We start from the raw sequence: 22,708 nt of genomic DNA, 5'->3' as shown, positions 1-22,708 counted from the left end.
AGGGTAAAGGCTGAACTCGTATAAACATGATTGCTAGTTCAGCCTTTGCCTTAGTTCCTTGAAATGAATCGGTCAATTTGACCCGAGAGCGCCGATGTAAGACGCGGGTGCCGGTGATTGATAAAGTTTTCCGCCAACCGTAATACCATCGGCATATTGCCGGGTAAAGCTCGTTGTCCCTTTCCCCAAAGCTGGCGAACCGCTTTGCAGGTGAAAATCCCAGGCGGTGTTGAAGACCGCATTCCTGGAGTCGGTATTTAGTGGGTAGTTAACAAACTTTGGATCGTTGTCACCAACGGTCTTACTAATGATATCGTTGGTTCCTGATAGAATTTCGGTGGATGGCTGAAAACCCGTTACGCCATCCTGCGTATAGCCATAATACAAATTGTTACTGACTTTAGTCCGGCTATCTTCCGGATTTTTGGGGTCGCGTTTTACGCCGAACCGGTCGTTGGCCAGCAGGTTATTGTAGAGGTCGGCCCGAACGCCTGCTTCTACCCAGATCGATCCGCCTTTAATGGTGGGCCGACGCCAGCCTGCGTTGACAATCGTGTTGTTATAGGCAACTACGTACGCCTGGGGTGAACGGTCGCCAGAATTCGATAATTTCAGCGCATTCGTATTCGGGCTATAGACAAGGTTGAACGCTACATCGGCCTGAACACCCGATTTAATGTTAATGGCGTCGCCACCCGAAATGCCCTGCGTATAGATTTTATTATTGGCAATCAATACTTTACCGCCCTCGATGTAGAAGCCGTCTTCGTTCTGGTTATGAAGCTGACTATTCACGATGACCAGTTTGCCATTTGTGTTCGAGTAATAAAGAGCCGGGACATGGTCGCCCGCTTCTGCTTTGTATAAGCCCGCTTTTACGGATGGCGAGCTTTCGGTCGTAACGGCCCCGCCGTACTCAAGAATGGTATTATCCAGAACAATTTCGGCACTGGTCGGCCCTGCAATCAGACCACCCCAAAGTGCCCCCCATTGATTCTGCGTTGTTTTCCACTCATCGGGAACCGTAAATTTTACTGGGTTGGCAGCCGTACCGAAACTGTATAAATTCCCTTTGATAATGAGTTCTGGTTTTACGGTAGAATCGCTGAAAACAATCGTTACGCCTTCCTGAATGGTTAATGACTGACCTTCCGAAATCTGTAGGTGCCCGGTGATTTTATAGGTACTCCCTTTCTCCCAAACTCCCGACACTTCGCCCGATACGGCTTCTTTTACAACCGGCGTAGGTGTAACAGTTGAATTGCTGTCGTCGCTTTTCGAACAGCCTGTCAGCAGGGCAGCCGATAAAGCTGCCAGAATAAATGCATGTTTCATGATTATTGAGTAGCCTCAAGCCCCCAAAGGGGTGTTTTGTTTGACTTATTCATGGCCTGAGGCAGTTGTGCCCATGAATAAGTGATTGTTATTGCGAATTGCCGTTCGTGTTGGAAACGGGTTGAGCTAATGCTCAAAAAAAGCCTGTGTGGGCCAAAGCGAAGCTTCTTACAGTTTGTAACGAATGCCGAGCACGTAGGAACGCTGGTAGAAATCGCGTCGGATCAGGGTTTTGCCCGATACATCCTGGTTGGGTACTTCGGCATTGCTGCTGTTTACGCTGCGTACGTAGATTTCCATCGGGGTATTGAGCAGATTATTGGCTTTGGCAAATGCGATGAATCCGTGGCCAAGTCGTTTTTCTGCCGAAGCATCCATCTGAACGAATCCTTTCTGGTAGTAGTCATTATCGGCAAACTGCGATACGGTATTGATGCGATCGCCGGTATAGCTGGCCGCCAACTGGCCATCCCAACCATGCTGACTGTCTTTGTAGAGAAACGACAGATTGGCTACGTGGGCCGACTGGCCGTAAAGTGGACGGGTCTGGTTCACCGAAATTGTTTCCAGATCGCCCTGTGCGTTGCGGATTCGCCTGGATTTTGGCGTAGTAATTCGTGAATGTGTATAGGTATAGTTTGCTTTAATGCCAAATTGCCGGAAATATTTGATGGCGTCGAGTTCCAGACCATAGTTGGTCGCATTACCGAAATTGCCCGGCGAGTAGTAAATGTCCTGCCCCCGGATGGCGTCGCGTTGTAAGGTGTATTCAATGGGGTCTTTCAGGTATTTGTAGAAGACTCCTACCATAAATTGCTCTAGCGACCGAGGGAAGTATTCGTAACGCAGATCGATGTTATCGGCTAGTGCCCGTTTGAGTTTTGGATTACCCCGCTCCTGATATTCTTCGTAAACGATCCGGTACGGAACAATCTCAAAGAAGCCAGGCCGGTTTAGCGATCGGAAGTAAGAAGCGCGCAGATTGGTCTTGTCGTGCAATCTGTAGCGTAGATTGAGGCTCGGCAAAATGTCGGTGTATACCTGGCTTCCGGTTGGATTATCTTCGCCAATGGGAAATTTCATGGCATATCCCTGATCGGTATGCTCCACCCGCACACCACCTGTTACCTCCAGCGGATGGTCGGTTGTTCGAAATTGCAGATAGCCGGATGAGGTTTTCTCACTGGCGTCGTAGTTAAGCGCAGTTGCTACCGACCCAAGTGGATTCTGGATTGTCCAGCTTATTTGGCTGTAGTCTGTAAAATCGACGCCATACTGAGCAAACAGATTAGCGGGTCGTAGCTGGTAGTTATTATAAAAATTAGTGCGTTGCTTATCCCGATAGAGCCCACCGGCCATCCATTCGACAGCTATGCCGGCCAGATTTGTTTTAAGCGTAAGATTCAGGTAGCCCGCCACATCGGCATCGGAATTGTGTTCCCATCGACGCGAACCATCCTGAACGGTAGTTCGGGTTTCTACAAAGTTTTGTCGAATACCCAATAACGGAATATAGGTTTGATCGGGAACTTCATTGGTCGCTTTGGAGTAAACCGCCGACCAGTTTAGTCCGAAATGATCGGTTAACTGATGCGTTCCCTGCAAGGTGCTGTTGTAGATTCGCTGTTGCGTGAGCCTCGACCGGGTTTCGTAGCCAAGTGTTGCATTGCCCAGGACGGGGTTGAATCCGCCGATGCCTAACTCCGTCGATTTCGTATCCCGAATCTGCGCGTTAGTCAGGTTTATGAATGCATTATACCATTGAATTTTGTTGAGTTCATTGAGCCGAAAATCGAGCTTGGCGTGGAGTCCATAACGGGTTTGCTGTTCGGAATACTGTCGTTCGCTCATTTTCGTGAGTGTAATGCCGCGTCTCAGTGCTGGACATTGAAGAAAAAGATGCGGATAGGAATCTTCAGCGGCTTACTTAACTGCTTCATCAACCAATCTAAGAAATGTTCAATCGAGCTAAGCTGATTAACCACGCCTGAATAACCCTTGCGGAACACCGACTCCCGTGGCTGAAAGTTGCCCAATTCCTTCTTTTTCGGACGAAGCCGATGATACTGCCGAAAGCCTTCAGCGACACAGATCACGTATAACACGACGATAATGACCACTAACAGCCTAATTTTAGCCCAGTGCTGAACGCCCAGCTCTTCTACATGGAACCCATTGCTCTTCAAATGCTTGAACAGACACTCCGTGGTCCAGCGGATGCGGTAGCGCTCAACAACGACGTGTTTGGACCAGCTTAGATTACTGATCAAGAGCACCAAAGGGTCCGCACTTTGGGCGCCATCCTGATGAGACCGAGCTACAAACTGGTAGCGGTGGCCCTCCAGGGTAAACCACTGGCTGACGGTGCGGCCCCTTAAAGCTCGCTTGAGCAAAGCACTGTAGGCCTTGCCCCCGGCGCTAATAGCCTCTTTATAAGAATCTTTGGGTAAACGGATAATAAAGTTGAGGCCACTCTGGGTTAGAAACTGCAACCAGGCTTTACCCCCGTACTCACGATCCCCTAACAGGCAGAAGCCCTTCACGGGGTAGAGCTTCATGGCTTGCTGGAGCAAGCGTTTGCGCTGCTGCTGAGAAGAATGACCTTTCCTGGCCAAATCCATCCAGAATAAAGGCAGGCTCACCTGCCGATAGACCAGAGACAAAACCAACAACTGAATAGGTTGTTTACCTAGCTGCCAACTGGTAGCATCCAACGTTAGGTAAAGGCTCATGGAGCGGCCATCCCAGCGTTTGATATAGCCTAAGATCCACACCAGCAGCCACTTCCACAGCCTCCGCTGGGCCACTGGATGGTCAAAGAAGCGGGTAAGTCGGCGATAGTGCGAATCCGTCTGGGTGTGCTGATTACCTAGTAGTAGCCCCATGTGGTTCTTAAGCTTGTTAAGGTTGACGGTCTCCTTGATGAGGATGGCGCAGCCGATGGCGATGAGATTTTTCAGCAGAGTCGGTGAGAGATCCTGGCCAAAATCCTTAGCTTTGTCCAAAAGCGAGGAGTGGAATCTTGTTAAGTTGGTCACGCTACAAAACAAGCATTTGCCCTCGCTTTTTCCTATTCTACTCCCTCAATGTCCAGCACTGAGATGCCGCGTAGCGTATCAACGACATCGCCGTTGAAAAACAGGCTATTGCTGCCCCGAAACGTATTCTGGAAACTTCCGGCCAGCATAATTCCCAAACGCTGGTTCAGAAAACGATTTCCAATGGCAAAGCTGCCGAGTAAGTTGGGTGGTGGATTGTGGCGACTATAGGTGCTGGAGGCCTTATTGAAATCGGCTGGTTTAGCCGAATATTGATTGCCAAACTGTTCGTAGGGCGATTGAAAGGCAATATTTTTTGTATTGAAACTGACGAAGGGGCGGTTGAAAAAAAGCTCGCTGAAGCCAGTCGACAGATTTGCCAGAACGGTTAGCCGGTCGGGCGCATCGCGCATCACCATGTTAATGGCACCGCCCACAGCATCGCCTTCCATACTGGGCGTCAGTGTTTTATAAACTTCCAGCCGGTCGAGTAATTCCGACGGGAAAATATCAAGCGGAACATACCGATAGCGGTTGTCGGGGCTTGGAATTTTCACCCCATTGACGAGCGTGTAGTTGTAGCGCTTGTCCATTCCCCGCAGAATGGCATACTGACCGTCGCCATTGCTATTGCGCTCGATGGATATGCCCGATACCCGCTGGATGACGTTGGCTACGGTAAGATCGGGCGATAATTCTATGGAACGACCCGAGACGATATTGGTTACCTGCAACGCATTCCGTTCAAGATCGCGGGCTGTTCGGTCGCTGGAGCCATCGCGTTTGGCCCGAACAGTTACTTCGGTAATTTGCCGGTCATTTTCGGTTTCAAGCGTCAAATCCAGCGTAAGCACATGCTCGATGCTCTCTACAACCACATCGCGGGTTATAGTCCGATAGGAAACATAGCTGATCCGTAGTTTATGGGTTCCTGCCGGAACGTTTTTGATGGTATATGAGCCATCCAGGCCCGAAACGCCATGTAGCTTCGTATTTTCAATGAGTAAAGTAGCTCCAATAACTGGCTGGCCGGTAAGGGCGTCGGTCGCTCGTCCTTTGATGGTGCCTGCGGAGGCCTGAAAGCTAACCAGTAGACAAACAATGATGAGTAGTATGTGCTTCATGCCGGACAGATGCCTTGTCTATAATCAATGCCTTATTGCTGTTGTCGGGAAACGAGAACGAATGGCACAGCAAAGGTGTGGCATACCGTTAGAGACAGGCAACTATTGGCCGTGAACAAAAAGGCAACAAGGCAGCAAAGAGCGTTAGCAGAAAAGCAACAGCCTCAATATTGTTGACATAAGGCGTTGTTTGTTAGTTGTTTAGCCTGTAGGGGAATGGCCATTATCTTATTGTTACGAAACTGTTTCCTAATTGTGAAGATCGCGGATACGTGCAATTTCTACTACCCAGCCTGAAGCCTGATTAAATTGGCTAAACGTTTTCTGCGGATAGATTTGTCGCCGAATCGGGAGCAAAACGCTGAATATAGGCTGACAGCGATTCGCCCTCGAGAAGCCCCAGTTTTTTTCGAAGCCGATAGCGGGAAACGCGCAGGCTGTCGGGTGAGATACCCAGCAGAGTAGCTACATCGGCCGAGTTGATGTTCATTTTAAGCAACGCAATCAGGCGGAGGTCCGTAGCCGTCAGGTCGGGAAATTGCTGGGTAAGGTCGCGGAAGAAATGCGGATGGACCTGTTCGAAAATGGCCCGAAAATCGGCCCAGTATTTATCCTGACTAAAATTCAGGCTAATTTTTTGGACCAGTTGCCGGAGTTGTTTTTTCTGGTCTCGTTTGTCGTCTTTCAGAATGGTGGTCAGGTCGTTTCGTAGTTCTTCCAGCACCTGGTTTTTCTGAATAATCTGGAGCGTGTGCGTAGTTAGCTCCTTACTTTTTAGTTCAAGCTGGCTTTTCAGATTTTCTTCTTCTAACTGCTTATTTTTCAGTGCAACCTGCATCAGTTGATTTTGTGTCTGAAAAATCTGTTGATTCTGCTGATTTAATGCCTGCTCATTTCGAATCTTTAATCGCTGACGGCTGATAATCACCGCAGCCAATATGCCAATCAGGAGCAGAACCACAGCGGTTGCCGAAATAGCAATGACATCGATTTGCTTCTGAGCATTGAGCTGGGCAATCTCGCTGTCTTTACGTTCAACGTCATACAGGGTCTGGAGTAAGGTGATTTGCCGATTGTTTTCAGCTGCGTAAATCTCATCGACCAGATCGCGGCTTATTTCGATATAGTGGTAGGCACTGTCGAGCTGGTGCATCAATAAATATGTTTTGGCAATATCGCGATAGGCACTACTGAGTTGGTAACGTTCGCCTTTCTGCCGGGCCAGATTCATCGCCTGGCGCGAAAAAGCCAGTCCACGTGCGTAGCGCCCTGTTTTTCGAAAGATATCGCCCAGGTTGTTAATGATCTCGATCTGACCAATTTCATCGTGGTTTTGCTGGCTAAGCAGTAGGGCGTTCTGATAGTAATACAGCGATGAATCGTACTCCGCTTTATCTTCGAAAATGCTGCCCAGGTTTTCGTAAACCGTCGACAAATCTGTCGTATTTTTTGAGGTTTTGGCCTTTGCGAGGGCCAGTTTCTGATAACGGTAAGCCTCGTCGAGATCCTTCCGCTTTTCGTAGATATGGCCAATGTTGGCATAGGTACGGGCCAGGCCCTGGTTATTACGAGTCTTTTGGTAGTAAGCCAGTGCTTCGGTAAACTGAGCCAACCCTCGTTCGGCTTGTTCATTGTAATAGTAGACCGTACCCAGTTCGTTACGATTGCGGGCTAAACGGTCGTTATCCTGAACTTCGCGAAACCGCTTTTGTGCGTTGAGCAGATAACTGATTGCCTGCGGATAGTTGCCCTGATGGTAGAAAAGCAACCCGATTTGTTGCAGACAATCGCCTTCGGTTAACGCATCATTCGTAGCAATGGCTTTGTCGAGCATGCTTTTGATGACACGATATGCCGAGTCGGGATACTGACGCGAAAGCCGTTCCGTTGTCGAAAGGGTTTGTGCGAAGGAAGGAACAATGGAGCAAAAAAACAGCAACGCAAGCCCATACGTTGAATAAACACAAAGCCAACTGTTGCGAATTGATGAGGATAAACGCATCCTTTATGGATTAGATTAACCCATAAAGATAAGCGACCTTGCGTAGCTGTAATGTGAAATTATTGTTACCGAAAGGCAGAACGGCTAGTTATTCTGAAGGATATCTTTTCTCGATACGTTTTCGCGGGGGGCTTTGTTGATTTCGCTTTGCCATTCTTTATTCTTGAAATCACCACGTTTTACGGAGCGAATAAAGTTAGCCCAGGCAAAAGGGTTTGTAAACGAGAAGGTGGTGGCCTGGCTTCGGCCTAATACCGATTCACGCCCGAAAAACTGCTGGTTAACAAAATTCTGGTGGTTGGCCAGAGCGCCCATTGGCATGGTGGCAGCCTGACGCATAATGGCTTCCGGGCTGGTATTTCGAGCCAGGTTTTCGCGTTCCTTTTCGTCCGGTAATTTTAGATTTACGAAAGCCTCTTTAAATAACTCTTCGGTAGGGTAGGGATACACTTTTACCTCAGCCAGGGTTTTTACATCCTCCTGAAGGGCTACAACAGCCGAATAGGTCAGATCGGTAAGGCGGGTTGGAATAATATGATACTGGGTCTTGAAACCGACATAGCTAAAAATAATACTATCGCCCGGAAAAACCGGCAGGGCAAAGTAGCCATTGGAAGCCGATAGGACGCCACGACCTGCTTTTGGAATATAGATATATGCCCCCGGAAGTGGCTCATTACTTTTGCCCCCGGTCAGAAAGCCCGTAAAGGTTATCTGCCGATCCTGACCTTGTGCAAAAGTAGTTGTAAAAAGGCCTGATAACAGGAGCAGGCTAATTCCCAGAACAAGATATTTTACCGATTGCCTCATGCTTTAGATAAACCCTGAATCCTGACGGATGATTAGAATAGCCAATCGGAGGTAAAAAGGCCAACATTCAGTGCTTTTTTAAAGTAAACTATACAAAATAACGAATGATTTGGCAATCGCCAGTTTTTATGCCAATAATTTAACAAATGTTAGGATTTCCCGTTTGGCTAACCAAAAAAGGCTAATCCTGGCTATTTCTACCGTATGGACAACCTGTCTGCTGCCTCAGTCAGACAGATCTAATTTCTACAAATATACGCAGAATTGATTCCACTTTCAGTAATACATCCATACGCACGCACGCCTTAAAACACTTCGTTATCCAATAATTGCGCACTCGTTCAGGCGCAATGGGGCCGAACCCCGAAAGGCAGACCCGAAGGAGGTTTACCTAGATCGTACGTAGTGGCTTATAAACGAGATAATTACCGCATCAGCCGGGCTTTTATAACCAATTCCGAAAAAGGGCTGGACCAGGCTCAGTTGTTTTTATTGGCAGGAGGTGCAAATTCATAAATACCCATTTGAGTAATTTCGGCCAATGCATTTTTAATCGATGTATAGGGATGATTAACCTGATAACCGCCTTCTTTTACGCCCGATGTAAAGATGTAGGCCTGGTTGCCACCACCGATTGGAATGACGGAACGAATCGCATCGACATGGACGAGTACTTTCTGGTTGTCGGATGTGGTAAACTCAATAAACTGTGCCATTAGGAATAAGGTCTATAAAGAACAAAACTAAAAAAAGCCCGCCAGGTTTACTGGCGGGCAACGCTTCATTCAGGATACGGCAGCGATTGAACATCGGTGTGCATTACCGTACAATAAAGCTTTAGAAAATCGGAATAGGGATAATAAATTGCGAAGTGCTGTCCCGATTTTAAGGTTATGTGAGTGATGCTTTTATAGACTTTATTGTAGGGGCCAGCAATGTTTTTTACATCTGTGAAAACTGCTATCTGCCGAAGGTCAATGACGGCTCTCGTTATCTGAATTTCGTCATTTGCATCGATCTCCGTTTCAATCCCAAACTCATAGCAAAACGGTACATCTGGCATAAGTCAACAGGAGTGAAACGGGTTGACGTTATGACCCCTGGATTCGACGCTGGTAGCTGCGATGGACTCATAAAACAGGTGCCTGGCAAAAGCCCTAAAATCGCTTCCATTCAGGTCGGGAACAATAGACCGATGGCTATTGAAACGCTGTTTGTTAGAAGCAGGAACGGTTTGGTAAACGGACTGACAACGTAATGGGCTAAAGGCATACCTGCCCTGCGGGGGTATGACTAACGGCATAATAGATCTCATTTAATCAGGTGTATTTGAGTAGTCAGAGCTGCTTGTAAGGCTCTGGTTGGGTGAATCGTAAAAATACCCCCATGTTACTTATTGGTGCTTTTTTGTGGTATTTTTTGTGTGATAATTTACTTATTGGTTATTTGGTTGAGCTGATTTGCGCTTTTTTATACATTAAAAGCCAATGCCGCCCTAACCTGGACGGTAAGAGCGGCATCGGATCATTGCAAGCTATAGGAGTAGGCTATCAGGCAAATAATTTGAGAAATGTAATGATGAAAGGAGCGGCCAGCAGCAGCCCATCGAAGCGATCGAGAAAGCCGCCATGGCCAGGAATGCTGCTTCCCGAATCTTTAATGGCAATACTCCGCTTAAACAACGATTCGACCAGGTCGCCGTAGGTACCGGTCACAACAATAATACCACCTACACAATACCACTGCCAGGGTTTCAGCTCTTCGGCAAACAAGGCCAGTAGAAAAGCGATCAGGCCAGCAGCAATAGCTCCTCCAACAGCACCTTCCCACGATTTTTTTGGCGATACGCGTTCAAACAATTTCCGACGACCGAAGTAGGTTCCGGCAAAATAAGCACCAATGTCACTAGCCCACAGCAGAAGCAGACAACCCGTTATGGTCATTGGGTGAAAGCTGCCATCGCGTAGGGCCAGAATAATCAATAGCGCAAAAGGCATGGCTACATAAATGATGCCCAGAAAGGTGAAACCAATGTTGGTAAACGGCTTCATATCGCGCTTTTTGTAGAGCTTGATGAGGAAAATCATCGACGAAGCCGGACAAATCAGAAAGTAGTTGCCAGTGCTAATCTGATCGGTTTCAATAAAGTAGGCCAGTATACAAACCATACAGCCAACCACAGTGCCATAGGCCGTCAGTGGCTCAAATCCATCGAGTCCAAGCAATCGGTAAAACTCCCGCTGAGTCAGGGCGCTAATGATGCAGAACAGTAATGCAAACGTCCAGTCGGCATACCAAATCATAAAAAGAATAAAGGGAACCCCCGCAATTGCAGCAATTACCCGCTGCTGAAGGTTCGACATTCTAGCTAAACGTTGCTTCATTCTCCAGAATTACTTTGGCCAGAATTGCGTCTTTGGCCAGTACGTGTACTTCACTTTTTCCCCATCCGATGGCCGGATAACTACTGCTGTGTTTGTTGACAATGACTGCCGGAATTTGGTGTTCGCTCAGCAGGGCTTTTGCCAGTTCGGCCCGGTGTTGTAGTGGGGTCGTATAGATGGATTCCCATTGTTCGGTCATTATCTGGTAATTTTATCGGTAGGCATCAGAAAACAGAGGGGTTAGCGCTCCGGCTCTCTGGTAACCTGGTTCTGATTAGTTAGTTTGAAATAATACAGTAGACCGGCCGTAATGGCTCCGGAAACCAACGAGCCCAACAGTGGTACGGCTTCAGTACTTTCAATATCCATTGTTACTACTTTTTGCTGATAGAGATAGACCATCAGCACCGTAAAGCCATTGTTGACCAGGTGAGCCAGAATAGGCACCCATAAACTACCCGACCAAACGTATAGATAGCCAAACAGCGCACCCAGCAGCATTCTGGGGAAGAACCCTAAAAACTGAACGTGAATGGCACTGAACAGGGCCGCAGCCACCCAGATGCCTACATGAACGTTGTTGCTCCAGTAGGTAAGATTACGTTGAAGGATACCCCGGAAGAGCGTTTCTTCGCCAATGGCCGGAATAACTGCAATAACAAGCATCGCTATGAGAAGTTGCCCTGCCGAGCTAAATGTAGTTAGGTATTTGGTTACACCTTCCAGTTCCTTTTCTTTATCCCGAATCCATTCTTCGAGGGGAGCCAGTGTCGACGGCAGATGAACACCCTGGTTCCATTCGATAATAAGGCCATCGAAGGGCATAAAAGCAATAACGATCAGCACTACCAGACTAAGCCCCGCTACGGCCGACACAGGACGAACACTAAATTGATCCCATGTTCTGCGTTCAATCGTATACCAGTAGACAAGTGAGGGAATCAGAAAAGTACCCAGATGATTGACCGCCTGAAGGGCCATAAGTTCATACCAGCCAGTGGGTGCCGATGCTGGATTGGACGCTAATTCGGCCAGATAGGCCTGTGCTGCGGCAGGCCCCATTCCTTTTACGATCATCAAAAGACCGAATAGCAAAAAAGTACTGAAAACACCTCCCAGTAGGATGAAGCCGACCAGCATAATGAGACCGCCGAGGGTTGGAGGCCGCGAGGAGTTGTTGGCAGACGTGTAGAGTGGTTGCATAGCGCTCGTGAATTTATTCAATAGCAACCAATCTGGTAGGAGACAGGTACTGATAAGTTGTAAGTAGCATTCGAAATAAATAGCCTGTTGTATGCTATAGGCCGCAAGTTACGACAAAAAACAAACCCATAGGGCGCAAGGGAGTTGTGCAGGGTAAAAAACATAGTAGGGTTTAAAGGCTGTTTAAACTGAGTGGTGAGGCTGCGACTAAACTATAGCGGTAGCCTGAGCATATAATCAGACGGAACCAAACGGACTCATAAATCGTAATTCATACCAGAACTGCTCAAAGCGTATAACCTATTAATATTTGCCCGCGTGGTTACAATTGGCAATATACAATTACCGGATTTTCCGTTGCTACTGGCTCCCATGGAAGATGTCAGCGATCCGCCGTTCCGGGCGGTTTGTAAGGCAAACGGCGCCGATCTGATGTATACCGAATTTATTTCGTCGGAGGGATTGATTCGCGATGCCGCCAAGAGTGTACAGAAGCTCGATATTTTTGAGTATGAACGGCCTATCGGTATTCAACTGTTTGGGTCGGATGTCGAAACAATGGGCGCCTGCGCCGAAATAGCCAGTCGTGCCAACCCTGACCTGATCGATATTAACTACGGGTGCCCGGTTAAGAATGTAGCCTGCCGGGGGGCTGGTGCAGCACTTTTGCAGGATATTCCGAAAATGGTGCGCATGACCGAGTCCGTCGTAAAGGCTACGCATCTGCCCGTAACGGTGAAAACCCGCTTGGGCTGGGACGAAAACACAAAAAACATTGGCGAAGTAGCCGAACGGTTGCAGGATATTGGCATTAAAGCCTTAACCGTTCATGGGCGTACACGCGTTCAGATGTATAAAGGCGAGGCCGACTGGACGCTCATCGGAAAGATTAAAGAAAATCCACGTATTCAGATTCCAATTTTTGGAAATGGCGATATCGACTCACCCGAGAAAGCACTGGAGTATAAAAATCGCTACGGTGTCGATGGTGTCATGATTGGTCGGGCGACCATCGGAAATCCGTGGATTTTCAATGAAATCAAGCATTTTGTCCGTACCGGCGAACACCTGGCTGCCCCAACCATTGCCGATCGGGTTGCGGTTTGCCGTCAGCACCTCGACTTTTCGATTCGCTGGAAGGGCGAAATTGTTGGGCTGTTCGAAATGCGTCGGCACTATGCCAACTATTTCAAAGGTTTGCCCGATTTTAAACCTTACCGGTCGCGACTGGTTACGGCCGATTCGTATAATGAGCTACAGGCAATCCTGCACGAGGTTCAGGAGAACTACATGCCTGAGTTGGTGTAATGGATGAATGACTCAAGGCGACAGGATGCGTTCCCGTTGTGGCGATCAGGATTGTTGCATCTGACGGAAAATTGCCCGTTTATTGAGCCAAAGCAACAGGGCAGGGGGGAGCAGAAGTAGCAGCGATGCTACGGCCGCCAACCGACTATTGGCTTCTCCAACAAACAGATAGACCTGTACCGTTAATGTTCTGACTTTGCCAACGCTAAGGTAATTAGTCAGGCCAAAGTCGAACCAGGCCAGCAGAAAGGTTTGGAACAGACAGGTTATGAGCAATGGGCGGGCCAGAGGAATCAAAACCAGTCGGATCGCCTGAAATTGGTTACAGCCGAGCGTTCGGCTCAATTGTTCATAATGGATGGCCTGCTCGCTCCAGAAGCTTCTAAAAAACAGGCTGCAAAACGGAATCGTAATCAGCAACAGGCCAACAATTACTCCCGTCAGCGATCCTGACAGATGCAGACGGATTATGTACGGCTGAATGAGAACGGCCAGCAAAACAGGGGGTAATGCATAGGGAAGATAACTTAACGTAATCCAGCGAGCCGGGTGCGTTGATTGCGACATGGCTCTGGCCACGATAAATCCTAAACCCGTCGATAACACGGATACAATCGTCGCAATTCCTAAACTCAAGAGTAACCCAGTGCTTAAATCACTGTCGGTCGCCACTATTCGCGCGAGGGCATCGGTGCTGACGGCTGCCGGAATAACCTCCGGAAAACGCCAGTGCTGGCCCAGAGCAAGCAGGGCTAGCAAAACGAACGGCAGAGCAAACACCAGTATCAGTAAGCCGGTCAGAAACGGATTAGAGCGCATGACGTTGTAGCCGTTGAGAGGTCCAGTAAATTACAGCCATCAGCAACAGGGTCAATACAAATCCGGCCAGATAGCCCATCGGTAACTCGGCCAGATCGAAGCGCTGAAGTCGCGTTGTGATAAAAACGGAAAGCATCTGTGGATAATTTCGTCCCAGCACTAGAGGAATGTCGTAAGCGCCCGTTGTAGCAACGCCATACAGAACCAGTGTTGGAGCCGACCGGCGAAGTAAAATCGGAATGGCAACCCGAGTGTTAAACTGAGTTTGACCTGCCCCCAGTGTGCGTGTCAGATTATGTAATTCATCCAGACGGGCATCGGCATAGAGCGATCGGAAAAGCAGGGTGAAAAACGGAAAGGCTACTACAACCTGAGCGAGTATGATTCCAATACCGAAACCATCCTGAATCAATTCGGGAAACTGATCGGGTGTTTCGATAAATCCCACCGCAAAGGCCAGTCGTGCCAGCCAGCCCGATCCGCTCAGCAATTGAAACAGATAGAACCCAATTACCAGTGACGGAAACAGAAGCGGCACATACAATAAGGTTGGGAAAGGCCGTTGCCGTAGCATGGGTTGCCGACCCAGCACCAGAAACAGAGCAATCAGAACCGCAACACTCCCCGAAAGAATCGACACATACAGGCTGAATCCCAGTGAAACCAGCAAGGAGGTTTCGCTGGTCAGTTGCTGCCAGTAGGTAACCGTAAAGCCCGAAGCCAGTGGCCCGGCCAGACCAACACTATAGTTGAAGGCATTGACCAGACCTGCTATGGGTAAGCCAACCACAAACAAGCCATATAAGCCTAAAATCAGGTGTTTTGCTTTCACAACAGGTGTTCGATATTATCGATTTTCAATAACATGCGTTCGGAAATCTTTATACAACCGTGTCATATAGTCGGGGGCGGGTTCCTGAAAGGCCATTCCCTGAATGGTTTCGCGTTTGGGTGCATACCGACGAGTGGGTAGGTTTTCAAACATCGAACGATAGTTTTGGGGGAGTTTTTTGAGGTCGAGTACCGTATGGTCGCCCCATACATTGGGGTCCATCTTTTTTAGTTGTGCTTCTGGCGATATCAGAAAATTGGCAACCAGCATAGCTGCTTCGGGATGCTGGGCGTGTTTGATGATACCCATGTAATGCGAATTCTGAATGGTGCCAGGGGCCGGTACGTAGGCGCGGGCTGTTTTGGGAAAGAAACCCAGATTTACCTTGTTGTCTACTTCGGCATCATTATCTGAAAAGGTGAAGGCTACTTCGCCGTTGGCAAACAACTGGTGCAGCGTTGATAATTGCTCGGGAAAAGTGCGCCCCTGTTTCCATAAATAGGGTTTAAGGGCATTGATCTGTTTCCAGAGTTCGCCCGACCATTTACCATACACCTCTTCCCGAAATTTACCCTGAAATAGTTTCGGATCACCCGAAAGCGCAATCATCCACGATTTAAGAAATGTCATACCCGTAAATTCGTTCGGAATGGTCATCTGGCCCGGATGGGCTTTAATATAAGCCGGAAAGTTGGCAAACGATGTTGGTGGTGCTGCTACTTTCTGGGCGTCGTAGATAACCGCCAGTTGCACATTACCCCAGGGGCATTCCATACCGGCAACAGGCTGCTGAAAATCGGTACCAATAAACGGATTTGAAAAGTCGATGTAGCGGGCATTGGGCATTTTGTCCGTAACGGGCCCTAGTAAACCATCGATCTGCCGAAGCTGATAAAAGGTTTCGCCATTGATCCAGGCCATATCAATCTGGCTCGGTTGTCCGGCTTCGCGTTCGGCAACCAATGTCTGCACAATCTGGGTTCCCTGCCCGGCCGACGTTTGCAACTCTATTCCGTATCGTTTTTTGACTTCTGGCTTCACGTATTTGTTCATGTAGTCGTTGATGTACGGATCGCCGAGCCACATCATGAGCGTTACGGGTTGATTTCGGCCTCGCTCTTCAATTTGTGACCACGATTGGTTAAGGACGGTTTCTGGATCGCGCTGGTCAGAAGATGAGCAGGCCAGCGTTAACCCAAGCAAAAGAACGAATAAGTTATACTTCATAAGTAAACGAAAAGAAAAGCAGTGTAACCATTCGGTAAGGTTATCGGAATTCTATAAATGCGTAGAGGCAACTCCCCAAGTTGCCTCTACGCATTTATACGTACGTAAAATAATGAAGTTTGGGATCTACATTATATTTCAACTCAAAAACTGACCTGCTCTTAGCCCAGATAGCCAGGCTACCTACTGCCAGCAAAAAAAAGAGCAGGGGTCGATTCGTCAAGATTGTCATAATTGGGTAGCAATAAGTCTAATATAAGGACGTCGAACAGGCGATGAAGAAATCGTCAACAACTAGCCAAAAAAGAGACGGCTTGCTCAGAGAACAAACCGTCTGCTCAAACACACCTAATTAAACAAATTCTTTTGGAGAAATCGAATGTCGCCGTACTTACGTTGAAAATGATAGCTTAGATTTATTCATATGTAGTTTTCGTAAGATTTTTAAAACAAATACCGGACACCAAACTGAAACTGGCGCGGTGGGCCTGCGTTGCGCTGCACAATGCCACTGCCTTTTGGCCCAACCTGAATCTGGTTGCTTTGCGTGGCATTATTGGAATAACCACTGAGGTTGTTTGTGTTCAGTACATTGAAGACGTCGGCCCGGATCTCCATTCGTCGCGATGCGTTGCTGAGTGGAATGTAGTATTGCAGACTGACATCCACGACCTTCGACCAGGGCAGACGGTCGGAGTTGCGGGATTCGCCCGGTTGGCGGTCGGTGCTGCCGTTGTATGTATCGCCAAAGGCGGTGCCGTCGCCGTTGAGATCGCTACTCGTAATCTGCTGTCCGCTGGCGGTTAAGACGGGGTTCAGATTCTGATCGACCACCACATACTTGCTGCCATCGGGAACGCGATTGATGGGTTGGCCACTCTGAATCAGAGCTGCCAGTGTAGCCGTAAAACGCTGCCCTACGTAGTAATTGAAAATTCCGTTGATGATATGTCGGCGATCATTAACGGATGGACCCCATTCGGCGGTAAAGTTATTTGCATCCATCGCCCGGAAATTCACGTCTTCAGTGTTGTTATACAGCCGGGAAAGCGTGTAAATCAGCCGGTAAGCATATACATCGTTGCCCCGCTCTTTCTGCAAATTAAGGCTCAGAGCCGTATAGCGTGAACGTCCTTTGTCTTCGGTCATGACCACGCTTTGCGCTACACCCGTCAGTGTCTGGCCGTTCAGCGTTGCGGTACCGTTGGCAATGGGAACTGGCCGGGTCAGGTTAGCAGCATCGGTCGAGCGGGCAATACTGCGCTGCGCACTTAGGTTATAATCCCAGGCCGATGGCGCATTCAGATTCGTGGTCCGAAACAGATTGTAGGACTCGTTATAAACAACATCGGCATAAAACAGCAACTTATCGCTTACCTGATACTGATAGCCTAGTGTCGATTCAACGGTATAAGGATTCTGATAGCCATTCGGATTCAAAATCCGGCGTTCGCCACTAAACGTATTCCGCTGACCGGCAAATGAAGAGGCCGACGGTCCCTGCAAATAGCCAAATGCCTGTCCGGCACTGTTATAGCCTGGTCCAACGGTTTGATTACCGTCGAACGTTACCCGGTTGACATTGGTACTGCTGGGTAAAATACCTTGCTGGACAAAATACTGCAGTTGCTGTTTGAAGTCGGCACCCGTATTGTTTTGCTGAAGCGCATCGCTATAAACCGTATACAGGATTTTATCGTAGAAGAGCCCCACACCGCCCCGCAATGCCGAACGTCCTGTAAGTTTATAGTTAAAGCTTCCGCGTGGAGCCAGGTTGTTAAAATCGCCCGAAGAGGCCCCTCCTTTCGATAGATTGTCGTAATCGTAACGAAGTCCAACGGTCAGATTCAGTCGTGGCCCAGCCGTAATCTGATCTTCGACATAGGCCGTGTAAATGGTTTGCGTTTTGCCGAACGAGGCAGGTCGTAGCTCAACCGAATAGCCCAGTACGCGGGCATCCGATGGAATATCGGTCGGGCTTAGACTGCTGCCCAGATTTCGTTCGCGGAGGGCAGCCAACTGGTTTGCCGTTAACTGAACTGTATAGCTGCCGTTTGGATTGCCGCCCCCAAAGAGCCGGTGACGGGCACTGATAATTTCGGCACCAGCCCGAATTGTGTGATTGCCGCGATAGAATGAGAATTTCTGCTGAACCTGAACCGTATTCTCGTGCGAATCGAACAAGTAGCCAGGGTGTCCCAGATAAGCAATTGCCTGACCCATTGGGTCAAGAACCGTAACGTCGGGACTGTTAGGGTTCTCGGCGCGTGCATAATTCCAACGGAAGCTACTGTACTGAACGTTGGTTTCGGAGGCAAAACGATTGGTCGTATACGTGTTCCGCGATGCAATCAGTAACGAATTTCGATCTTGCGCATTGGCCGCCGATGGAAAGGCGATGCCGCCCGTCAGACCGCCCGCCTGCCGCCCGATGGCAACCCGCCCAACATTGACCCGAAGCGACGATTTGAATCGGGTGCTCCATAACTGATCCAGTTTGCCGGAGATATACGTAAACCGGTTTGTTCCCCGAACCGTTTCGTTTATCCCCAGTTGGGTTGAGTTCAATAAATTGTCTTTGACATCGGTCGTATGTTCAACATTGAGGTAATAAAAAGTTTTATTCTTAACCAATGCACCACCAATGCCAAAACCACCCTGATACCGCGCAAAGCCATCTTTCACCTGATTGCCCGATAAATCGCGCAGCGGATAGCTGGTTTGGGCATCGATTACGGCACCTGGCCGCGATAGCAGAAACACTTCGCCGGTGGTTTCATTACTGCCCGATTTGCTGGTTATGTTAATTACTCCGTTTCCCGTATTCCCGAACTCAACCGAATAATTGTTTGTCAGCACCGTTACGTTGCGCGTAAAACCAACCGGTATCGCAAATTTCTGACCGCCCAAAAAACGCTCATTGTTGTCCATACCGTCGATCAGGTAGTTATTGTAGAGACTATTGGCACCATTAATGCTCACGTTGGGGGCTTCGGCAAAAAAGCCCGTTGCCTGACTCACATTGGGCAACCGATAGAGCATCCGGGTTATATCGCGGCCTTCAACGGGTAGTTCCTCCACTTTTTTAATGTCCATTTCCGATGATACTTCGGCGTTGGTTGTATTGATTCGGGATGCACTGGTGCTTTTCACGTTCACCTCCGTGAGGTTTATTTCGCGTTTGCCGGGCAATAATAATGTTACACTGCGCCGAAAATTGGCCCGTAATACAATGCCTGTCGCATCACTTTCGGCATATCGATCGGTTTCTTTTGTATATACCCGATACGTTCCGTTTAAGGATAATGATCGGAAAAGAACCTTGCCGTTGGCATCCGTCTGCGCCGACATCGCAAAACCGATCGACGGATTTTCCAGATAAACCATTTGGCCTTTCACAGCCTCCTGGCGAGTTAATTCACGAACCGTAACGTCGAGGTCGGCCGTTTGGGCAAACGCCGTTAATGGCAGGCTCATCAGGAGCCAGAACAGAGAAAAATTTCTCATTTACGAAGTAGCAAAAATTTAAAAAACAGGTAATAGAATCTTGCATACACTACTGCTGGTAGTGGATCAATGGGCAATCAGGTGGCAGATTGCCTGCTAAAACCAGGCAAAAAAAGCTGCATTCCTGTTGAGAAAAGGAAACAAACGCCCTAAAGCGGAGGGGCTCGCAACCCATAAAAGTGGGCTATACGATAAGAAAAAAAAGGGAGAACGGGGATAGAAACAACTAGCAAATAGCGGCTGATGATAGCCAGAATGTGCGCCGTTAGCCAGCTGAAAGCGCCGTTTTTATCAATTCCAGACCCAAGGTCAGCCGGGTTGTTCCAGTCGGTTCTAACGGCGGACAGTTGGTATAGTTCGCCAAAAAAACGCTTCAGAAAGGCTGTCAGTGTTTTTCCCAGCAAAGGGGTTTGCCACGGAAGTTTCGCAAATAATTCGGGTGGAGCATCCCGCAGAAACCGATCGTCGATTCCGAATAAAAAAACACCTCCACGTTGGTCACCGCCAATGGGTAGCTTCCCATTGGCCAGCTCGTTGGCTGCGTTGCGCAAATCGCCGATCGTTAGCCCTGGGCAATCGTTTCCGATAATGATAAGTTGCTTATAGCCAAGGTGTAATGTTCGATAGATGGCTTTTTGGAGTTGCTCGCCAAAAGGTGCGTTTAGCTCTGCCTCACTTAAAATAGCTGCCGACTGAATGCAGGGGAGTTGTGCGGCCTGCGTTTTGGCAAGAGCCAGTTGGTGCATGTATGTCCATAACGTCCGGCTGCGCTTCAACTTATGCTTTTGAGAATTACCATTGGCAAGCCTTTTGTGAGAGGCAGCCAGAGGAGCTGGTAGCGAAAAGAGCAGAACGGCCGTTTGAACGCGTTGGGTGCACATGCAGCTTTATCAGGAGCCTGTTTATAGGTCTCAGGCTCAATGTCGGTTAAATCTACGTAATCAGGGGCGGCTTAGTTTCCTCTTTACGAGACAAAATCGCAACTTTCGGCGCAACCGGGATTGATGAAGCTAAACATCACCTATCTTTGCCCCGTTTTGACCCACTCATAAAATGAACCGGCGAAAGCCGCATTTATGGAAGATAAAAAGCATTTAGATACTGTTACGGCGGCCGGATTGCTGGTTGCTATGGGGATTATCTACGGCGATATTGGTACGTCGCCCCTGTATACACTCAGGGCCATTATTGGTGCTGAGAATCAGATACGGGCCGATGTTGTTCGGGGAGCCCTTTCCTGTGTATTCTGGACACTGACTCTACAAACTACCGTCAAATACGTTATTCTGATCCTACGGGCCGATAACCGGGGTGAGGGTGGGATTTTTGCCCTCTATGCACTCGTTCGGCGCCATGCCCGCTGGTTAACCCTGCCAGCCATTATTGGCGGTTCGGCATTGCTGGCCGATGGAATCATTACGCCACCGATTTCGGTTTCGTCGGCTGTAGAAGGCCTTCGCCTGTTGTATCCAACCATCACAGAAGAGCTGATCATCAAGATTGTTATTGCCATTCTAACAATCCTGTTCCTGATTCAGGCGTTCGGGACAAGCGTGGTTGGCACCGCTTTCGGGCCCATCATGCTGGTTTGGTTTGTTATGCTCGGCACGCTGGGAATGGTGCAGATTGCTCATTCGCCGGGAATTCTGGCTGCGCTTAACCCGTACTATGCCTGGTGGCTACTTTCCGAATATCCGGGTGGTTTCTGGTTGTTGGGCTCCGTTTTTCTCTGTACAACTGGAGCCGAAGCCCTTTATTCCGACATGGGGCACTGCGGGCGGTCTAACATTCGGGTGAGCTGGGTTTTCGTAAAAACCTGTCTTATCCTAAATTATTTCGGGCAGGGGGCATGGCTGGTAAGCAAGGAAGGGCAAATCCTGAGCGATCGGATTCCGTTCTATGAAGTAATGCCGCCCTGGTTTCTGACGATCGGTATTGTAATTGCAACGGCGGCTACCATTATTGCGAGTCAGGCCCTGATTAGTGGCTCCTTTACGTTGATTAGTGAAGCCATTCGCCTTAATTTCTGGCCAAAAGTTCGATTGCGTTATCCGAGTGTGCAAAAAGGGCAGCTCTATGTACCCAGCGTAAATCTGTTGCTCTGGGCGGGTTGCGTGGGCGTTGTATTGTATTTTCGCGAATCGTCGAACATGGAAGCGGCCTATGGCCTGGCCATTACGCTAACCATGCTGATGACAACGTTATTGATGTCTTATTATCTCTACACTAAAAAATATCAGGCTTGGGGTGTCGTACTTTTCCTTTCGGTTTATCTGGGCATAGAAGGCTCATTTTTGATTGCTAACCTAATCAAATTTCCCCACGGTGGCTGGGTATCGCTGCTGATCGGTTCAGCCATTGCCGGTGTCATGTATATCTGGTTGCAGGCCTTCCAGATCAAACTTCGTTTGACGGAGTATGTCCGTATCGATCATTACATCCAGGCCATTAAAGAACTGAGCCGCGACATTAGTATTCCCAAATACGCCACGCACCTGGTCTTTATGAGCAATGCGGCCCGGCAGTCGGAAATCGAATCAAAAATCATTTATTCCATCTTTCAGAAACGCCCCAAACGGGCCGACATTTACTGGTTTGTCCATGTCGATACTACCGACGATCCGTACACGATGGAGTACAAGGTAAATACCATTGCGCCCGACGATGCCTATAAGGTGACGTTTAAGCTGGGGTTCCGGGTCGAGCAGCGGATTAACCTGTTTTTTCGGAAAGTAATCGAAGACATGGTGAAAAATAAAGAAGTGGATATAACCAGCCGCTACGAATCGCTGCGGGGCCAGAATGTGATTGGTGATTTCCGTTTCGTTGTGCTCGAAAAATTTCTGTCGTTCGAAAACGAATTGCCGTTCCGTGAGCGGTTTATCATGAACCTCTATTTCAATATCAAAGGCTTCACTACCTCCGAAGACCGCTGGTTTGGGTTGGATAGTAGCTCGGTCAAAATTGAAAAAGTGCCACTCGTTATCCGACCCGTGGAAAATGTCAAACTGAAACGTATTACTTCATAGTGCTGAAGGATTGAATTACAGAGTAGTAGGCAAAAATTCAATCATTCAGTCGCAACGGCGGACCGTAATTCAATCATTTAGCAATTCAAT

The 22,708-nt window shown here is 48.4% G+C and carries 18 protein-coding genes; 2 read left to right on the top strand and 16 right to left on the bottom strand.

The window, feature by feature from the left end:
* Positions 1-72: 72 nt before the first annotated feature.
* From WBJ53_RS17245 to WBJ53_RS17195, 11 genes are all read right to left on the bottom strand, one after another.
* Positions 73-1,335 (bottom strand): right-handed parallel beta-helix repeat-containing protein, encoded by a 1,263-nt coding sequence (locus tag WBJ53_RS17245; RefSeq protein ID WP_338868331.1) that lies wholly within the window; start codon positions 1,333-1,335, stop codon positions 73-75.
* A 168-nt stretch (positions 1,336-1,503) separates the two neighbouring features.
* Entirely contained in the window at positions 1,504-3,186 is a 1,683-nt protein-coding gene (locus WBJ53_RS17240) for a TonB-dependent receptor (RefSeq protein WP_338868329.1), read from the bottom strand.
* Positions 3,187-3,209: 23 nt separating this feature from the next.
* Complete coding sequence (locus tag WBJ53_RS17235; protein ID WP_338868327.1) at positions 3,210-4,340, bottom strand: transposase; 1,131 nt, start codon at positions 4,338-4,340, stop codon at positions 3,210-3,212.
* Positions 4,341-4,405: 65 nt separating this feature from the next.
* Positions 4,406-5,497, bottom strand: a complete 1,092-nt coding sequence (locus WBJ53_RS17230; RefSeq protein ID WP_338868324.1) for a carboxypeptidase-like regulatory domain-containing protein — start codon at positions 5,495-5,497, stop codon at positions 4,406-4,408.
* 313 nt (positions 5,498-5,810) lie between these two features.
* Positions 5,811-7,499: a tetratricopeptide repeat protein gene (locus tag WBJ53_RS17225; RefSeq protein ID WP_338868322.1), complete on the bottom strand. Its 1,689-nt coding sequence runs from the start codon at positions 7,497-7,499 to the stop codon at positions 5,811-5,813.
* Between the two features lie 84 nt (positions 7,500-7,583).
* Positions 7,584-8,309: a carboxypeptidase-like regulatory domain-containing protein gene (locus WBJ53_RS17220; RefSeq protein ID WP_338868320.1), complete on the bottom strand. Its 726-nt coding sequence runs from the start codon at positions 8,307-8,309 to the stop codon at positions 7,584-7,586.
* 479 nt (positions 8,310-8,788) lie between these two features.
* Complete coding sequence (locus WBJ53_RS17215; RefSeq protein WP_338868318.1) at positions 8,789-9,025, bottom strand: hypothetical protein; 237 nt, start codon at positions 9,023-9,025, stop codon at positions 8,789-8,791.
* A 65-nt stretch (positions 9,026-9,090) separates the two neighbouring features.
* Positions 9,091-9,372 carry a hypothetical protein gene (locus WBJ53_RS17210; protein WP_338868317.1) on the bottom strand — a complete coding sequence of 94 codons (282 nt, stop codon included), beginning with the start codon at positions 9,370-9,372 and terminating at the stop codon, positions 9,091-9,093.
* A gap of 487 nt (positions 9,373-9,859) precedes the next feature.
* Positions 9,860-10,693, bottom strand: a complete 834-nt coding sequence (locus tag WBJ53_RS17205) for a phosphatidate cytidylyltransferase (protein WP_338868315.1) — start codon at positions 10,691-10,693, stop codon at positions 9,860-9,862.
* A complete protein-coding gene (locus WBJ53_RS17200; RefSeq protein ID WP_338868313.1) occupies positions 10,674-10,892 on the bottom strand; it encodes a DUF2007 domain-containing protein in 219 nt (72 codons plus the stop codon). The genes WBJ53_RS17205 and WBJ53_RS17200 overlap by 20 nt, the downstream gene beginning before the upstream one ends.
* A gap of 41 nt (positions 10,893-10,933) precedes the next feature.
* Entirely contained in the window at positions 10,934-11,896 is a 963-nt protein-coding gene (locus WBJ53_RS17195; RefSeq protein WP_338868311.1) for a CPBP family intramembrane glutamic endopeptidase, read from the bottom strand.
* Positions 11,897-12,214: 318 nt separating this feature from the next.
* Here WBJ53_RS17195 and dusB point away from each other — a divergent pair, with 318 nt between their 5' ends.
* Positions 12,215-13,204 carry a tRNA dihydrouridine synthase DusB gene (gene dusB, locus WBJ53_RS17190; RefSeq protein ID WP_338868309.1) on the top strand — a complete coding sequence of 330 codons (990 nt, stop codon included), beginning with the start codon at positions 12,215-12,217 and terminating at the stop codon, positions 13,202-13,204.
* 45 nt (positions 13,205-13,249) lie between these two features.
* On the opposite strand, the gene WBJ53_RS17185 is transcribed toward dusB, so the two are convergent.
* From WBJ53_RS17185 to WBJ53_RS17165, 5 genes are all read right to left on the bottom strand, one after another.
* Positions 13,250-14,023 carry an ABC transporter permease subunit gene (locus tag WBJ53_RS17185; protein ID WP_338868307.1) on the bottom strand — a complete coding sequence of 258 codons (774 nt, stop codon included), beginning with the start codon at positions 14,021-14,023 and terminating at the stop codon, positions 13,250-13,252.
* On the bottom strand, positions 14,013-14,855 hold the full coding sequence (locus WBJ53_RS17180; protein WP_338868305.1) for an ABC transporter permease subunit: 843 nt from the start codon (positions 14,853-14,855) through the stop codon (positions 14,013-14,015). Before WBJ53_RS17180 ends, WBJ53_RS17185 begins: the two co-directional genes overlap by 11 nt.
* A 15-nt stretch (positions 14,856-14,870) precedes the next feature.
* On the bottom strand, positions 14,871-16,082 hold the full coding sequence (locus WBJ53_RS17175) for an ABC transporter substrate-binding protein (RefSeq protein WP_338868302.1): 1,212 nt from the start codon (positions 16,080-16,082) through the stop codon (positions 14,871-14,873).
* 444 nt (positions 16,083-16,526) lie between these two features.
* Entirely contained in the window at positions 16,527-19,589 is a 3,063-nt protein-coding gene (locus WBJ53_RS17170) for a TonB-dependent receptor (protein WP_338868300.1), read from the bottom strand.
* A 149-nt stretch (positions 19,590-19,738) separates the two neighbouring features.
* Complete coding sequence (locus WBJ53_RS17165; protein ID WP_338868298.1) at positions 19,739-20,470, bottom strand: DUF2064 domain-containing protein; 732 nt, start codon at positions 20,468-20,470, stop codon at positions 19,739-19,741.
* A gap of 195 nt (positions 20,471-20,665) precedes the next feature.
* Here WBJ53_RS17165 and WBJ53_RS17160 point away from each other — a divergent pair, with 195 nt between their 5' ends.
* A complete protein-coding gene (locus tag WBJ53_RS17160) occupies positions 20,666-22,618 on the top strand; it encodes a KUP/HAK/KT family potassium transporter (RefSeq protein ID WP_338868296.1) in 1,953 nt (650 codons plus the stop codon).
* Positions 22,619-22,708 lie beyond the last annotated feature (90 nt).

The sequence above is a fragment of the Spirosoma sp. SC4-14 genome (assembly GCF_037201965.1).
Lineage (GTDB): Bacteria > Bacteroidota > Bacteroidia > Cytophagales > Spirosomataceae > Spirosoma.
This window is presented reverse-complemented; position numbering and strand designations above follow the sequence as displayed.

Bases quoted from the DNA above. Each gene is read 5' to 3' on its own strand.
- WBJ53_RS17245 (WP_338868331.1), bottom strand. From the start codon at position 1,335: ATGAAACATGCATTTATTCTGGCAGCTTTATCGGCTGCCCTGCTGACA.
- WBJ53_RS17240 (WP_338868329.1), bottom strand. From the start codon at position 3,186: ATGAGCGAACGACAGTATTCCGAACAGCAAACCCGTTATGGACTCCAC.
- WBJ53_RS17230 (WP_338868324.1), bottom strand. From the start codon at position 5,497: ATGAAGCACATACTACTCATCATTGTTTGTCTACTGGTTAGCTTTCAG.
- WBJ53_RS17225 (WP_338868322.1), bottom strand. From the start codon at position 7,499: ATGCGTTTATCCTCATCAATTCGCAACAGTTGGCTTTGTGTTTATTCA.
- WBJ53_RS17220 (WP_338868320.1), bottom strand. From the start codon at position 8,309: ATGAGGCAATCGGTAAAATATCTTGTTCTGGGAATTAGCCTGCTCCTG.
- WBJ53_RS17215 (WP_338868318.1), bottom strand. From the start codon at position 9,025: ATGGCACAGTTTATTGAGTTTACCACATCCGACAACCAGAAAGTACTC.
- WBJ53_RS17210 (WP_338868317.1), bottom strand. From the start codon at position 9,372: ATGCCAGATGTACCGTTTTGCTATGAGTTTGGGATTGAAACGGAGATC.
- WBJ53_RS17205 (WP_338868315.1), bottom strand. From the start codon at position 10,693: ATGAAGCAACGTTTAGCTAGAATGTCGAACCTTCAGCAGCGGGTAATT.
- WBJ53_RS17200 (WP_338868313.1), bottom strand. From the start codon at position 10,892: ATGACCGAACAATGGGAATCCATCTATACGACCCCACTACAACACCGG.
- WBJ53_RS17195 (WP_338868311.1), bottom strand. From the start codon at position 11,896: ATGCAACCACTCTACACGTCTGCCAACAACTCCTCGCGGCCTCCAACC.
- WBJ53_RS17185 (WP_338868307.1), bottom strand. From the start codon at position 14,023: ATGCGCTCTAATCCGTTTCTGACCGGCTTACTGATACTGGTGTTTGCT.
- WBJ53_RS17175 (WP_338868302.1), bottom strand. From the start codon at position 16,082: ATGAAGTATAACTTATTCGTTCTTTTGCTTGGGTTAACGCTGGCCTGC.
- WBJ53_RS17170 (WP_338868300.1), bottom strand. From the start codon at position 19,589: ATGAGAAATTTTTCTCTGTTCTGGCTCCTGATGAGCCTGCCATTAACG.
- WBJ53_RS17165 (WP_338868298.1), bottom strand. From the start codon at position 20,470: ATGTGCACCCAACGCGTTCAAACGGCCGTTCTGCTCTTTTCGCTACCA.
- WBJ53_RS17160 (WP_338868296.1), top strand. From the start codon at position 20,666: ATGGAAGATAAAAAGCATTTAGATACTGTTACGGCGGCCGGATTGCTG.